Origin of the sequence: Paenibacillus sp. GCM10027626, from assembly GCF_042676285.1 — a bacterium.
GTDB lineage: Bacteria > Bacillota > Bacilli > Paenibacillales > Paenibacillaceae > Paenibacillus_Z.
In genome coordinates this window covers 1-14,337 of record NZ_JBHTHC010000031.1, presented here as the reverse complement: position 1 = coordinate 14,337, position 14,337 = coordinate 1, and the positions used below count along the sequence as shown (strand labels likewise).

15 protein-coding genes and 2 other annotated features are annotated in these 14,337 nt (G+C 45.8%); of the genes, 2 read left to right on the top strand and 13 right to left on the bottom strand.

Going from position 1 to position 14,337, the window contains the following annotated elements; all coding sequences use genetic code 11:
* Window positions 1–501: 501 nt before the first annotated feature.
* The 8 genes from ACFQ0N_RS34605 to ACFQ0N_RS34570 form a co-directional block, all read right to left on the bottom strand.
* Entirely contained in the window at window positions 502–741 is a 240-nt protein-coding gene (locus ACFQ0N_RS34605) for a hypothetical protein (protein WP_379334681.1), read from the bottom strand.
* Window positions 742–938: 197 nt separating this feature from the next.
* Window positions 939–1,130, bottom strand: coding sequence for a DUF3888 domain-containing protein (locus tag ACFQ0N_RS34600; RefSeq protein ID WP_379334680.1), 192 nt, complete (start codon window positions 1,128–1,130; stop codon window positions 939–941).
* Between the two features lie 96 nt (window positions 1,131–1,226).
* Entirely contained in the window at window positions 1,227–2,603 is a 1,377-nt protein-coding gene (locus ACFQ0N_RS34595; RefSeq protein WP_379334679.1) for a DUF4179 domain-containing protein, read from the bottom strand.
* Window positions 2,596–3,123, bottom strand: a complete 528-nt coding sequence (locus ACFQ0N_RS34590; protein ID WP_379334678.1) for a sigma-70 family RNA polymerase sigma factor — start codon at window positions 3,121–3,123, stop codon at window positions 2,596–2,598. The genes ACFQ0N_RS34595 and ACFQ0N_RS34590 overlap by 8 nt, the downstream gene beginning before the upstream one ends.
* A gap of 319 nt (window positions 3,124–3,442) precedes the next feature.
* The gene (locus tag ACFQ0N_RS34585; RefSeq protein WP_379334677.1) at window positions 3,443–5,122 is read right to left on the bottom strand and encodes a 2-isopropylmalate synthase; all 1,680 of its coding nucleotides are present in this window, start codon (window positions 5,120–5,122) and stop codon (window positions 3,443–3,445) included.
* Between the two features lie 251 nt (window positions 5,123–5,373).
* Window positions 5,374–5,637, bottom strand: a binding site (T-box leader).
* 413 nt (window positions 5,638–6,050) lie between these two features.
* Window positions 6,051–6,446, bottom strand: coding sequence for a hypothetical protein (locus ACFQ0N_RS34580; RefSeq protein ID WP_379334676.1), 396 nt, complete (start codon window positions 6,444–6,446; stop codon window positions 6,051–6,053).
* 265 nt (window positions 6,447–6,711) lie between these two features.
* Window positions 6,712–7,116 (bottom strand): VOC family protein, encoded by a 405-nt coding sequence (locus ACFQ0N_RS34575; protein ID WP_379334675.1) that lies wholly within the window; start codon window positions 7,114–7,116, stop codon window positions 6,712–6,714.
* Between the two features lie 231 nt (window positions 7,117–7,347).
* On the bottom strand, window positions 7,348–9,027 hold the full coding sequence (locus ACFQ0N_RS34570; RefSeq protein ID WP_379334674.1) for a glutamine--tRNA ligase/YqeY domain fusion protein: 1,680 nt from the start codon (window positions 9,025–9,027) through the stop codon (window positions 7,348–7,350).
* Between the two features lie 68 nt (window positions 9,028–9,095).
* Window positions 9,096–9,349: a binding site (T-box leader), on the bottom strand.
* Between the two features lie 195 nt (window positions 9,350–9,544).
* On the opposite strand from ACFQ0N_RS34570, the gene ACFQ0N_RS34565 reads away from it, so the two are divergent.
* Entirely contained in the window at window positions 9,545–10,081 is a 537-nt protein-coding gene (locus tag ACFQ0N_RS34565; RefSeq protein WP_379334673.1) for a TetR/AcrR family transcriptional regulator, read from the top strand.
* Between the two features lie 103 nt (window positions 10,082–10,184).
* On the opposite strand, the gene ACFQ0N_RS34560 is transcribed toward ACFQ0N_RS34565, so the two are convergent.
* The 5 genes from ACFQ0N_RS34560 to ACFQ0N_RS34540 form a co-directional block, all read right to left on the bottom strand.
* Window positions 10,185–10,331 (bottom strand): hypothetical protein, encoded by a 147-nt coding sequence (locus tag ACFQ0N_RS34560; RefSeq protein ID WP_379334672.1) that lies wholly within the window; start codon window positions 10,329–10,331, stop codon window positions 10,185–10,187.
* Window positions 10,332–10,426: 95 nt separating this feature from the next.
* Window positions 10,427–10,594, bottom strand: coding sequence for a hypothetical protein (locus tag ACFQ0N_RS34555; RefSeq protein ID WP_379334671.1), 168 nt, complete (start codon window positions 10,592–10,594; stop codon window positions 10,427–10,429).
* Window positions 10,591–11,754, bottom strand: coding sequence for a GAF domain-containing protein (locus ACFQ0N_RS34550; RefSeq protein ID WP_379334670.1), 1,164 nt, complete (start codon window positions 11,752–11,754; stop codon window positions 10,591–10,593). The genes ACFQ0N_RS34555 and ACFQ0N_RS34550 overlap by 4 nt, the downstream gene beginning before the upstream one ends.
* Before the next feature lie 171 nt (window positions 11,755–11,925).
* Complete coding sequence (locus tag ACFQ0N_RS34545; protein ID WP_379334731.1) at window positions 11,926–12,108, bottom strand: helix-turn-helix domain-containing protein; 183 nt, start codon at window positions 12,106–12,108, stop codon at window positions 11,926–11,928.
* Between the two features lie 412 nt (window positions 12,109–12,520).
* Window positions 12,521–13,393, bottom strand: a complete 873-nt coding sequence (locus ACFQ0N_RS34540) for a PhzF family phenazine biosynthesis protein (protein ID WP_379334669.1) — start codon at window positions 13,391–13,393, stop codon at window positions 12,521–12,523.
* A gap of 105 nt (window positions 13,394–13,498) precedes the next feature.
* On the opposite strand from ACFQ0N_RS34540, the gene ACFQ0N_RS34535 reads away from it, so the two are divergent.
* Entirely contained in the window at window positions 13,499–13,966 is a 468-nt protein-coding gene (locus ACFQ0N_RS34535; protein ID WP_379334668.1) for a glutamate ligase domain-containing protein, read from the top strand.
* Window positions 13,967–14,337 lie beyond the last annotated feature (371 nt).

The following is a 14,337-nucleotide window of genomic DNA, read 5'->3' as shown; positions in this document are numbered from 1 at the left end:
TGATTTGAAGGGCCACTAACGAACCTGACAATCCTTATCCGGCTCAAAATGGGACCTTGTAAGTTGTAACGAATCTACTGATCGTTATTCACCGAAAACCGGCCGCTTCCCCACCTTTTTTCCAGCAATAGCGTGTCTCCGGTTCGTTACACGCGGAGCAAGTCGATTTTTCGGCCAATAGCGTGTCTCAAGTTCGTTAGCCCTCATCGTCAGCAAAGGGAGGATGAAATGGAGGGCAGCCAGATCACTATCCCCCCTGATGACGCCGTGCAGTAGCATGGGTAGCAACTAACTGCATTTTATGTAGTTAGTTGCTAGGGATAAGCAGACGATTCGCGATCTAAATGCAAAACCTGTATTTAGTTTAGCCGATTTGAATGGGATTCGTGATTTTGCTGCAAACTAAAGGGAGAAAATGCATGTAGTTCCTCGTGATTCCTGAAAGACAGGGAAACTAAATGCAAAAAACCCCTTTAGTCGTCCTATAAGAGGCTGTCGATCTCACTGGTTCTCGCGTAATTCCGTCGTCTTGATGGTTGTGCCGAGTGAGGTTAATCGATACAGACCGAAAACAACTGGATTTGCCTGCACCAATCCTTCACGCACAAGGTCTTTGAGTGACTGATTTACATCGGATGGATCCTCGATTGCTTTCGGAAGCTGACCAGTAATCTGCGCCGGTGCCTGCCATTCAGTGGTTAATGCCAATAATAATGATTGTTGCAGCGGAGTCAAGTTCATGCTTTCTTCCTCCTTGTTTACTTTTTACTGCCTACAATACGGGAACTCTTTTAATAATAATACGATACAAAGCTTTAAAGTTCCAATTGATAATTGCAGTGAACTCCCGTTAGCTCAACGATTTGTACAGAAAATCAGTCACCTAAAAGGACTGGGTTCGCCGCGAAGGCTTATACTGGAGAATTTGAAGGCCCTGGTTATTCCGTTCGTTGGACCTTCACCACTTTCGGTTGATCTGAGAATAGGTTGGTGAAAGTGATCGTGTAGTAGTGATAAGGGGGATTATGTGCCCCCTCGAAAGTCGTCACTTTTAATGTCGCCTCCCAGTAGTACTGTCCTTTTTTGTTTGCGGAGAGTTCAGCGTAGGGTAACGAGGCATCCAAGACCATGTCACAGAACTAGAAAACCGGACTCCCTTTGTGAAAAGAAGAGTCCAGTTTTTTTCATGTTATAACTGTTGCATAGCGTGTTGGCGTCTCTCTGGTTCAGCGAATCGGAATCTTGAGTTCGAGTTGTTCATCGACCTCGGGTGCCTTCATTTCGATCGTGGACAACGTCAGCCGCTTCTGCGCATCGATCGGCGGAAGCTTCATGACGAACGAATACCGCCCCGGCTCCGCCTGGATCAGCTGAGGCATCGTTTCCTTGTATTTGTTGCCGGAATCGTCCTCAATCCATACAGTATGCGCTTGTTCATAAGGATTATTGCCTTCAATATCATAGTAAAGCTTTGTTTCGTCCGCCGTGAACTCGATCCGGGAAGCCGTCAGCTTGCCGGCTTCTCCTTGGGATAACGTGATCGGCAGTTGCTGCTGATTCAGAGGCGCCGTGTGATACACCTGTTCATGCTCTCCTGCCTCGAATGGGTCAGAATACGGCCGAACGATCAAGTATTCCGGAATCCGCCCGATGGGTGCAAATTCGAGACGATGTTCAGTCAGGCGAAGCTTGTCGCCGCTGTTGCTTTGGCTGCTGCTGCTCGCGCCCGTAAACTGAAGGAACACCCCGCGATCGTCAAGCAGCTGGAACAGGTTTTGGTGGAACGGAATTTCCGCTATATCAGCAGGTTCGATCATATCCACTTCTACGGAGGTCGTCGCCGGTGAGAAGGTCACTTTTTTTGCTATTAACGTGGCATCCTCAGATTGTATCCTCGGCGCATCATTATCGCTAAAGGTGTGGACGAAGACACCGTCGGTCAGCTTCTTCACCGGGATCGCAAACGTCCAAGCTCCCTCTATTGTCTGGGGAATGCCATCGACCTTGCGCTCCCAGTCCTTCATCTTGCGGTATTCCAGTTTTAATGTAAACTGATCCGGCAGCAGCTCGGTCGGCTTATAATCAATTAGACCTGCGTACATGCCATCCTTGACCTTGTCGCCCCGCTCTCCCGAGCTGAAATTAATCGACTTACCGTCTGCATACATTTCAGGACGTTCTGGACGAATCTCGCCGTCCCCCTCGATTACGTATCCAACGGATAAACGGATGCCGTCATAGAGCACTTCCGTAATCGTCATGGCAATGCCTTGATCCTCTGCCGTTACGTTGCCACGGGAGGACAGACCGGCTTCCCCCGACTGACGAATTCCGTCGTCGCCTAGCATTTCGAACACGGAGCCAATCACAGGTAGGCTTCGAACCGCTCGAGCCATGTCGGGATTCACTAGACTCACCCCGATCAAGCCACCGAAGGCCACGCACGCAGCGATGGCTGTATAACCGATTTTACGCAATACCCGGCGCTCCGCGGGCAGGGCTGCAAGCGTTTCGTCCACGCGTGTCTTGACAAGCTGAGGCGTTTGCGCCCCCCCTTTTTTGAGGCGGCGGCCAAGTTCTTCATCGATCCATGAATCATTCATACATAACGCTCCTTTCATCCTCAACGCTCAAAAAACAAACCAACTTCTCCCGGGCGCGGTACAAACGCGATTTGACCGTTCCCTCCGGTATGTCCAGCATCAAGGCAATGTCCTTCAACGGCACATCCTCGATATAAAACAGTGTAACGATGACCCGCAGCTCCTCTTCCAAAGATCGGACGGCCTCCCACAGCTCCAAGTCCTGCTGCATTTCATTTTCGTACGACCGTTCCGCTAATTCCGCCATCGGAATTACTTGCTTGTTCATCTTCAGCATCCGTTGACAAACGTTGATTAGAATGCGAATAAGCCATGTTTTGAAATAATCGGGTTCCTTGATCGAACGTATCGCCTGAAACGCCTTCAGAATCGTTTCCTGAATCGCGTCGGCGCACTCCGTGTCGCTTTTCAGAAACGATTTGGCCACCCGGTACATTGAGGGCTCGGACGCTTTGATCAGACGCATGAACGCCTCGCGGTTTCCCTTTTGCGCTCGGATTACGTCATCCGAATGATTCACTATGTTCACCGCCTTCTTGTTATCTATATATTAGATCATGGGGTAAGCGGTTAGGTTCACGGGCGAGAAATTTTTTGTAGTCACGGATTTTTGAGGTCCCAATTGGGGGCTGACAGACAAAAGTATCTGCATGATGAAGCTTCTATGATTGAGGGAGCGTTAGCTCGCGGCGAGAAAAAGAAGGCTGTTCAGATAGCCCTAGAGCTTCTCAAGCTTGGAGTTGATCTATCTTATTATAGTCAAGCCTCCGGGCTGTCTGTAGCGGCAAGAATTTAAGGCCATCCGTGTCGGGATGGCCTTTCTTTGCACAGATATTAAACTAACTGTTCCCGTTCGTATTACCGATCAGCTGATTTACAGCGCTAAACAGAGCTTTTACAGATGAAGTCATAATATCAACATCAATACCGCAGCCCCAATATACGCTTCCGTCTGCAGCCGTGATCCCGATATAAGAGACCGCTTGGGATTTAGAGCCCGTTTCAAGCGCGTGCTCCTTATATACCAAATCGGTATAAGCAATCCCAAGATGGGTTTGCAGCGCATTGCTGATCGAATCGAGCCTTCCGTCTCCGGTACCTGTAATCTCCAGGACTTCATTACCTGTCCGAATCGTAACGATGGTTTGAAAATCATCTTCATCGTCCTTAAAGCGGTATTTGACAAACTCGACAGGCGATTTCAGATTCACATATTCCTTTATGAAAATGTCGTATATTTCATCCGGCATCAGTTCTTTTTGCTGATGATCGGATACGTTTTTAACACAGTATCCGAAGTGCTCGCGCATTTTCGGCGGGAGATCGAGCCCATACTTGAGCTGCAGCACGTAACCAATTCCGCCTTTGCCGGACTGGCTATTAATGCGAATAATATCCCCCTCGTATTGTCTGCCGATATCCTTCGGATCAATGGGCAGATAAGGGACCGACCAATGCGGAGTTTCCTTTTCCTCGCGCCACTTCATTCCTTTGGCAATCGCATCCTGATGCGAGCCGGAGAAAGCGGTGAATACAAGCTCGCCGCCGTAAGGGTGTCTTTCGCCCACTCTCATTTTGGTCAGCCGTTCATAAACGGAAATGATTGCCGGGATATTCTCAAAAGACAGCTTCGGGTCGACCCCGTGCGAGTACATGTTCAGGGCCAGGGTAACAATGTCGACGTTCCCCGTCCGTTCTCCGTTTCCGAACAACGTGCCCTCAACTCTCTGGGCTCCGGCCAGCATCCCCAGCTCGGCATCCGCTACACCCGTTCCTCTGTCATTATGCGGATGAACCGATAAAATAACATGTTCCCGGAAATTCAGGCGCTCGCTCATATATTCGATTTGGCTGGCGTAGACATGAGGCATTGACATGGACACCGTTGCAGGAAGGTTGATGATAACCTGGTTTTCCGCCGTCGGCTGCCATACATCGAGCACCCGGTTGCAAATGTCCAGCGCAAACTCAATCTCTGTACCTGTAAAGCTTTCCGGCGAGTACTGGAACTGAAAGTTCCCTTCCGTTTCCTCTGCGCACTCCTTCAACAACTTCGCGCCGCTCAAAGCGATGTCGATAATTTCTTCCTTCGATTTGCGGAATACCTGTTCCCGCTGGGCCACAGAAGTCGAGTTATACAAATGAACTACGGCTTTTTTCGCGCCTTTCAGCGATTCAAAAGTTTTGCGGATAATGTGCTCTCTCGATTGGGTGAGCACTTGGATCGTTACATCATCGGGGATCAAGTCACGTTCGATCAAGGTGCGCAAAAAGGCAAATTCCGTTTCCGACGCCGCGGGAAATCCGACTTCGATTTCCTTGAATCCGATCTCCACAAGCATTTGGAAGTATTCCAGCTTTTCCTCCAAATTCATTGGAACGATTAACGCCTGATTTCCGTCCCGAAGGTCGACGCTGCACCAAATCGGCGCCTCTGTGATATATTCCTTTCGCGTCCAATTCAAGCTTGTCTCCGGAGGCATAAAATATCCTCTGGTGTATTTTTTTACATTTTCCATGGATGCCCTTCCCTTCATTAATAATTCTATAAAACAAGAAGAAACGGCTGACGCCTCCTTTGCGCGAGGCAAGTTTCTTCCCTCAGAAATATAAGCTGTGTATAAGGCGAAACTTATACTTTCTTATATTTTGAGAAGAAACGGCTGAAGCCGTCCTTGATGCGAAGCAAGTTTCTTCCCCTGAAATTTTATAGAATTTATCGAGCAAAACTTATAAATTCTATAAAATCAAAAAAGCCCTTCATCTCCATAACAGAGACGAAAGACTTTGACATCTTACGCGGTACCACTCCGAATTCACGCCATAGACGGCATGCACTCTGCAGATATGGGTTTGTAAAAATAAACAACCCTCATACCCTCCTGATGATAACGGTCAGGCGCCGGCTCCACCTACTTGGCTTATTCAGCGAGCAACTCCAAGGTGAGTTCAGATTTCCTCACGGCTGTTTCACACCAACCAACAGCTCTCTGTTCGCTTAGAAAATCTTACTATTCCTTTTCAACGTATTGAAATATTAAGAAAAATCTTATACCACCTAAGCCATGGTGTCAAGTGTATTTCTGATAAGGTTCTCCGCGTTGTTTGAAACGGCAAGTTTTGCCGGCCCTGTTTGGGGGCATTTTGGCTAAACTATCGACCGGTCTCGGAACCGGAACGGGGTACGAAAGCGCTGCTAAAAATCAAAATCTCCACCGAGATTTTTGATCAAGCCGGCCTCATGGTCGACGCCAAGGCCCCGAACGTCGATTGACACGACGCCGGGGCCCTTTTATTTCCTCACGGCCAGGGCGAACCGGCCGGCGTGGCAAAGGCATCGAATACAGTCCAATCGATATGTGCATCAGGCTCGACGTACAGGTCCTCCTTCTTGCCCAATTGCGACGGCCCGATGGAGAGGCTGCCCAATCCCATCGGGTATGCCTTTTAATCAAGCTGGTACGAGCAGACTAAATCTTCTGATTTCCATTCGTATTGAAGCTTTAATTCGTTTCCGCTGCGGTCGGCAGCCATAATGAAAGGCTCCGCTTTGGGCTCGTGGAATATAACCCGAATATTGCCCCCTTCCTTCTCGTATTCTCCGTACCACGTTTTGGTAACGTTATCCATCGTTTCATGAACAGATAAAGGGTCCCTGTCGGAAGCAGGATTATCAAAAAATCTCAACTCGGAAAAGCAGCCTGGTGATTGATTACCCTCGGCAAGCTTCCAGTCCCCCTCCAGTTCCAGCACTACAGCCTCCGTTTTTTTTGCATTATTACATCCAACCAGCAGGAAAACCGCAAGGAAAACAGCGATCGTCTTTGCTATTTTATTTTTCATCAAATAACCCTCCATCCTTCACTGCATTTTAATCTCTTTGAACAAGAAGATACTACTAAGTATTACCGAGCATTACGAGCATTAGAACGGCCGTGAAAATCCGCCGCGGCACATACTGTTAGTTACTTAAGTTAAGTTTAACTTATAAAGGCTATAGGTGAAATAGTTGAATGAGACTAGTAAAATGTTCGTATACTTCATATAAACGCTATAAAGTTGAAAAAACCCGCCCGATATTATTTTCGGACGGGCTTGTGCTCTACTTTTAGGCAGTCGGTCCTGCCGTGGTGATCATCCACATTACGCCGTATCTGTCTTCGATGTGTCCATACAAGGCGCCCCAGAATGCCGGCTCCAGCGGGCTCTTCACTTTTCCTCCCTCAGCTAACTTTTCGAAGGCTGCTCGGGCTTCGGCTTCTGTTGCAAACTCAAGGCTCAGATGTATAGCGTTTCCTCGAATTATCGGCTCAAAAACGGAGTCTGACATTAAGAAATGAATTCCTCCAGCCACAAAACTCAAGTTAACAACTTTGTCCTTGAGTTCCTCCTTTGCTCCCGGAATCTGGCCGTGTGTCATTACGGAAAGGATCTCTCCACCGAGCGCATGCGTGTAAAACTCAGCTTGAGCTCTTGCGTCCTCCGACATCATATAAGTTGTATGTTTTGCCATCTTGCAACATCCTTCCATCGCTTGGTTTGGACTGATCAAATCCAGCCTTTATAAAGACAACGAAGGAGAACTGATAAAATCGACAGATTCCAAAAAAATATTTTTAGACATCAATTTTGTCGCGAAGATGATAAATCTGGCTATTTAATAGAATTCATTAGCTCGTCGTAAAAAGGACCATCCAGCCTTAAGTAGACGGTCCCTTCTCTAACCGTTAGCTTTTGCAGAGCCTCATTTCTTGCTCCAAGTATCCTTTAACGGGACGATTCGGTTAAAGACAAGCCGATCATGGGTACTATACTTTTTATCTACGCAAAAGTAGCCATGTCGGAAGAATTGGAATTTCTGTTCTGGAAGGGCATGTTTAACGGAAGGTTCCATTAAAGCGCCCTTTATGGAAACCAAGGAGTCAGGATTTATCTTATCTTTCCAATCCTCACTGTCCTCTTTCGGAATATCTTGATCAAGCAGCAGTTTCTCATACAGATTAACATCGACCTTAACAGCGTGGTCCGAAGATACCCAATGAATCGTCCCCTTCACCTTTCGCCCTGTAAACCCCGTGCCGCTCTTCGTCAGCGGGTCATATGTGCAGTGAAGTTCCGTAATTTCACCGGTTTCCGTGTCCTTGATCACTTCCTCGCACCTGATGAAATACGCCCCTTTCAGCCTCACCTCGCCATTCGGACTCAGCCTGTGAAAACCTTTGAGCGGATGCTCCATAAAATCATCACGTTCGATATAAATTGTTTTGGAAAATGGAACCTCTCTCTTCCCTAGCATCTCGTTTTCGCTGTTGTTTTCAATCGTTAACAGTTCCACGTCATCTTCAGGATAATTAGTAATGACGACTTTTAGAGGATGCAGTACTGTCATTACACTTACCGTTTTTTCTTTTAAATCCTGCCTGAGGCAATGATCTAAGAGCGAAATATCTAACGTGCTTTCCGTTCGAATGCTGCCAACTGTCTCAATGAAGCCGAGAATGCTTTCCGGCGTGAAGCCTCTTCTTCTAAGCCCATGGAGAGTCGGAAGCCTTGGGTCATCCCAACCGTCAACGTAACCGCCCTCTACCATCTGCCTTAAAAAGCGTTTGCTGGTTACAACGCCTGTTAAATTCAGCCGCCCAAACTCCCTTTGCCGCGGAGGCTCAGGAATACCAAGCTCTTTTAAGACCCATTCATATAAGGGGCGGTGGTCCTTAAATTCAATTGAGCATAAGGAATAGGTGACCCCTTCAATCGCATCTTGGATAGGATGGGCAAAATCGTACATCGGATAAATGCACCAGTCATTTCCTGTCCTGTAATGCTCAGCATAGATAATTCGATAAATAACAGGATCGCGCATATTTATATTGGGCGAAGCCATATCAATTTTGGCACGAACAACCTTAGAGGCAGCCGAGAAATCTCCATTTTTCATTTTCTCAAGAAGCATCAAATTTTCCTCGACCGAACGGTCTCTATAAGGGCTGTTTTTGCCTGGCTCCGTCAAAGTCCCTCGATACTCCGTCAATTCGTCCGGTGTTAAATCACAGACGTAGGCCTTCCCCTGCTTGATCAATTTAACTGCGGCGTCATAAATTTCGTCCGAGTAGTCCGAGCCATAGTAGATGTGATTGCCCGGATCGTATCCAAGCCACTTTATGTCCTCAATGATCGCATTAACGTACTCGATGTCCTCCTTAAGAGGATTCGTGTCATCAAAGCGTAAATGAAATGTCCCGTTAAATCTTCGAGCAACTGTATAGTTCGTGTGTATGGCGTAGGCGCTCCCGATATGAAGGTAGCCATTAGGCTCGGGCGGGAAGCGCGTGCACATTTTCCTGCCAAAAGGGTTCTGCTCAATTTCGCCTTTAATCAACTTGAAAATAAAATTTTCGGTTTGTAGGTCCTTCTCGTTAACCATGCCGACTCCTCCTAATGAAACTTGGATATGGGACAAACAAAAAAAATTTCACCTCCAAGACCTTATGTCTTGGGGACGAAATTTTCGTGGTGCCACCCCAGTTTCATTAATATGTCGCCATATTAACCTCTTCAAGTACGGCATTGCAAGCAATGCTTATACTCTAGCTCTATAACGGGAGCTCCCGTCACGTCATCCCCGCCTATGGTTCTGACATGCTGCTCCGAGGCTTGCTTCAGGGAAAAGCTCTTGACTCCTTTTCAGCTGCCGGAGTTCTCTGTGCAAGAACATATTCCTTTACTCTTCTCATCATCGCCTTTGATTATTGCCTTCATAATATCAAATCATTCCCTTTTTTGTAAACCAAGATTCATGAATTCCTCTAACTTACCGAATAATGCCGCGTCTTTCTCATTTGCGCATTATGATTTTGCTTTTCCTTTGATCACCGTCGCGCTCCCCCGTCGACCAGCAGATCGGTACCACTGATATAGGTTGCATCCGAACTGATCCGCTGTTGCTTGCCGAGCGGGATTTCGAGAAAATAACGATCAATAGCATCGTGAGCAAAGCAGGAATTGGACGTTCCACTTTTTATTTGCATTTTCAAGATAAATTCGACTTGTTAAACTACGTCTCCAACCTTATCGTAAGCGAGCTGCAAGCCTTGTACCAGCAGCCTGGGGCGAATCAATCAATCGAATTGTTCCGGGACCATTATTCGCATAATGAACCGCTGCCGAGCTGTATTACGATTGCCGAGCATTTCCTGAAATTCGCCGGCTTCTATCGTAATCGGCTGCAGAACAATCGATTCTATCAAGAGCTGGCGGAAGGGTTGAAGGTCCAGCTCATCGCTTTTTACAATGACGACTTTCTCGCATCCTTCGCGGCGTATGGAACGATCGATATTATGAATCAGTGGCTGGAGCAGCAGATGTCAATGCCTCTTCGCGAAATCACCTTGCGCCTGACCAACATCGGCCTGCACTCCCTGTTTGGGCTGGCTGCGCCGGATGAACGCCAGGCATTGCGCGTTGCCGCTCATGCATAGGCATGATACGAACTGCGCGATTATGGTTTCATGACGCTTCGCTTACATGCAGCCTTGGCTATTAATGCATCAGGCGCCCCGAATATTATCCGGAGCGCCTTTATTACAGCCATCTTCGTTTATCATCTTTAATTTCCCGGATCGTCTCTTTCACTATTTTGTCGGCTTTCTTATTCGGAGGCACCCGCTCACCCACTCTATATTTAGTGATATTGGGCTCCTTGTTGAGTAGCTTTTTGAACAGTTTCATATGAAAAAGCCCCCTATTATCTGGTTAAACCTATCTATTCCCAAATAGAAGGGGGCTTATACAAAGAAAGCCCGAGGGTTTCCCGCGGGCTTCCGTTAAATACTCCGTTTTGTTTTATTAAAGTTCGAGCTTTGAATTAAAGCATTCCGCACAATCTGCTCAGCTTTTTCATTTCGTGGGACACGGGTTCCAACCGGATACTTCGTAATGTTGGATGGTTTATCACTACGTTTGCCGCGGAAAAGTTCTTTCAGGCCGTTCATGATTCCGTGTCACCTCCTTCAAATGTAACGCTGATCTCTTCGTTCGTGTCTATTATACCATACTTGCTTCGTAATTTCATATGATAGTTTTGCAGTTTAATGGATGAAATGATGACCTGGGCGTATACTTCAAGCACTTTTGTAACGGCTTGTTTCTGTTCGTCTTCAAGACGGTAACCTTTCGCAAAGTGGAGAACAATCACGCCGACCGGAACATAAGAATCGATTCCAGATTCCCGAATTGGGAAACCCATGATGCCCTCATATGGCTGATCACTTTTCCGGTCGAACCCATATTCCCTTTCGGCTTCAGGTGTGTTCACATCCTGGATCCATACGACCTCGCCGTCTTGTGCGACTCTGCCGGCAAATTTTTCACCCAATCGAACCACTTTGTTCCTTCTCACACTGTTAGGGATATTATATTGCCCGATGATCCGAAGTTCATTATGCTTGTTAAGGAGCATAATGGACCCTTGTCGGATATAGGGCTGGATGTCTTTCATGGTGGTAACTTCGACTAAAATTCTGTCCATGATGACTTCGAATTGATGACGGTTGTTCATGGGATCGATAACAACATCAGTCAAATTTTCAATCACTCGTCGCATCGATTCGAAACTTTCGTTGGGAAACATGCTTAATTGGCGTAGCTGTTCCATCGCGTCCAGCAGTCGGTTAATGTGGCGATCTTTTTCACGGAGCTGTTCCTTTATGTATTCATCGGCTTGGTAACGAACGAATTGCTCTAAGTCGGCGCTATATTTTTGGGACAACTCAGCCGAGAAAAAGTTGTTCTTTAATACCCCTTTTGTATTCATGAACCAAATCGGAAAAACGGTTGGACTCACAATATTTCGAGTGGCTTTCTCCCATAAAATGATGATCAGAAACCAGCTACCAAAAATCAAGGCGATGATTTCAAAGTTATACGGAAACGAGAAATTCCATTTCGGCCAGAATTTTTGGATGACCTGTTCGATGAAAAAGATGAATAGGAGTACGGCGGCCGGTAAATTGAAAATCTGAAAGATTGCCAGAATAAAATTGGCTGCCCATTTTACCCAAAGCGATAAGTAACTTTCTTGGAGTCGATGCAGAAATGGAATATATCTCGAATCCCCAATCAAATCCTGCAATTCTTCTTCGTTATTTTGCATGGTGGTCAGCTATAAGCTGAATCCCTCCTATTAAAACCGATTTATCATTCTCCGTGATTTTACCCGGTGCTTAACGGAGCGGTCGAATCAAAACCCTAACGCCAATCCACGAATAAGTTGAACAGAATCACAAATTTTCAAGGATTAGAGACTACTACCCCTCTCCAGGACCTAACGACGTGACCTCCAATTTTTGGGATGCTCAGGCTGCCCAGGGTTCGGCTGATTTTTATCAAGAATCCAAATATTCCCTTTCTTTTTGGCCCGGCCCTCCTTCTGAAGCTTGAGCCTACATAAATCTTTCACATACGACGGTTTCAATCCCCATAGGTTCGCGGCTTCCTCCACGTCCATAATGTGATCCAAGGGATTGTAAGTATTATGTGGGATCGTAGTGTTGTTTTCCCAACAAGCGTTACTCATAAGCTCACCTTCACATTGGTTACTCGTTTTGATACGCGCTATCGCTTATGAAAATCTTATCATACGCGTGTTCGCTTGTCAAAGGAGCCTCCGTTTATAAGTTATATATTATAAATTCTGGCGTGTAATATAATCAACGCAAATAGAGGATATCCCCAGCGACTATCGAAGAAAGAAGCACCTGCTATTGGCGATTAATTCGCCGCGGCGCATAACAGCCACCTTTTTATACACGATCCAAGGGCTATTACCAAGCTTTCACGACATGCACAGAAGGCCACCGAAGCAATCGGCGGCCTGATACTCGGTGATTCAACTGTCGTAGTCCGTTAGTTCAATATGCTTAAATTGAAACCTCAAACTCTTTTACATAGACAGCATTGCCCGTAACTTCTATGCCACTCCCATTTGTTACGGTAACTTGCACGCTACCATTCCTTCCGATTTCCTGACCTTGTTCAATCAAAAGATGTAATAAAGAATCCGACTTTATATATCTTGAATAATAAGCTCCCATTACCCCAGAGGCAGTGCCAGTGACTGAGTCTTCAATTGTGCCAGAAAACGGTGATGAAAAATGGCGAGCGTGCATATGTGCATTGGAATCGTATGTTTCTAAACAAAAGGGATGAAGTGACGCTCTAGGCATTTCCTTCAAAATGTTCGGAAACAGCTTGTTGTCTGGTTTCATTCGTTTAAAAGCAGCAAGACTTTTTATTGGAATCAATAATGTCCAAGTGCCTGTGCTTCCATACAATGTTGGAAGTGCTGTCTCAATATCACCTTCTTCAATTCCCATCGAATGAGCCAGTTCTTGAAGAGAGCCTTTAAATTCCTGAAATTGGGGAGTTGCTTGCCTCATTGTTATGTAAAGTCCATCGTTTGAATTAAGACTGATCGGTAAATTCCCTGCTTTGGTTTCGATTGTGAAATCAATTTTGTCACCCAACAACCCTTTCGTTTTCAACGCATATATAGTTGCCATAGTTGCGTGACCACAAAGGTTTATTTCATGACCTGGAGTAAAATATCGTATTTTTAAATCTGCAATATCGGATTTAAGTGGGAAAGCCGTTTCGTTGAATCCTACTTTTTCTGCCACTTCTCGCATTTGCTCTTCAGTAAGATTTTGACCATCTAATACCACCCCTGCAGGATTTCCCATATTAGGAATATTACTAAATGCGTCGTAATGATAAACCTTTATTGTTCTCACAATCCCCACCTCCAACGTAATGCCTCTTATAATACCAATTCTGACTATTAAATAACGGGGAACCATCGAATTAACCTTTCCCTTCACTGGAAAGAGAAGGTCGCTTTGGTATTGCACATTGATTTAGATATTACAAAAACACAATTGGCTACGTTTTCAGGTGTTAAACGGAGATTTACAGAAAAGCAGTGGGGCTCTAATGTAATTATAGATGATTATGCACATCATCCATCTGAAATAAGGGCTACTCTTGAAGCTGTAAGAAGTAAATATCCTCAAAAGAAAGTCGTTGCGATATTTCAGCCCCATACATTTAGCCGCTTGGAAAAACTGATTGATGATTTTGCCCTTTCGTTAAAAACCGCCGATGATGTTTACCTTTGTCAAATATTCGGTTCAGCACGTGAAAGTAATGGAACTATTTCAATAGACGACCTAAGAACCCGAATTCCTAATGCTCGTCTTGTATCTGAGAACATTACATCCGACATGTCTCCTTATAATGATTCGGTTCTTGTGTTTATGGGGGCTGGAGACATACAAAAATACCAGGATGCTCTATTCCAAACATAACAAGTAAAATGGCACCCGGAAAGGTGCCGTTCTATGTTCTAATCAAAGTTTTTTGTATCACCTATTATATAATTACTGAAATGTTGTTCTCTTAGGAAGACCTTTCCTTGGAACTGGGCTACATCTCTAATCCTACCGCTTGCTGAATGAAGGGCTGCATCCACTTCCCTTAAACTTTCTTTGTACGTTCTTCAAGCAGTTTTATCTCTTCATTTGCATCTCTTACGACGTATTTCAAACTTATTGAATATTTCGATGAAATAGAGCCGTCATTCCGGTTGTGTGTGAGCCAGTGCTCCGGGAAAAATGAGCCACCTCTCCGGGGGAGGGAGCCACCCGTACAGCGGTAGCTCCCGAGCGTTTAATTGATA

Coding starts and splice junctions, on each gene's coding strand:
- ACFQ0N_RS34605 (WP_379334681.1), bottom strand. CDS start 741: ATGAACTTGACTCCGCTGCAACAATCATTATTATTGGCATTAACCACT.
- ACFQ0N_RS34600 (WP_379334680.1), bottom strand. CDS start 1,130: ATGGTCTTGGATGCCTCGTTACCCTACGCTGAACTCTCCGCAAACAAA.
- ACFQ0N_RS34595 (WP_379334679.1), bottom strand. CDS start 2,603: ATGAATGATTCATGGATCGATGAAGAACTTGGCCGCCGCCTCAAAAAA.
- ACFQ0N_RS34585 (WP_379334677.1), bottom strand. CDS start 5,122: ATGGAAAATGTAAAAAAATACACCAGAGGATATTTTATGCCTCCGGAG.
- ACFQ0N_RS34580 (WP_379334676.1), bottom strand. CDS start 6,446: ATGAAAAATAAAATAGCAAAGACGATCGCTGTTTTCCTTGCGGTTTTC.
- ACFQ0N_RS34575 (WP_379334675.1), bottom strand. CDS start 7,116: ATGGCAAAACATACAACTTATATGATGTCGGAGGACGCAAGAGCTCAA.
- ACFQ0N_RS34570 (WP_379334674.1), bottom strand. CDS start 9,027: ATGGTTAACGAGAAGGACCTACAAACCGAAAATTTTATTTTCAAGTTG.
- ACFQ0N_RS34560 (WP_379334672.1), bottom strand. CDS start 10,331: ATGAAACTGTTCAAAAAGCTACTCAACAAGGAGCCCAATATCACTAAA.
- ACFQ0N_RS34555 (WP_379334671.1), bottom strand. CDS start 10,594: ATGAACGGCCTGAAAGAACTTTTCCGCGGCAAACGTAGTGATAAACCA.
- ACFQ0N_RS34550 (WP_379334670.1), bottom strand. CDS start 11,754: ATGCAAAATAACGAAGAAGAATTGCAGGATTTGATTGGGGATTCGAGA.
- ACFQ0N_RS34545 (WP_379334731.1), bottom strand. CDS start 12,108: ATGGACGTGGAGGAAGCCGCGAACCTATGGGGATTGAAACCGTCGTAT.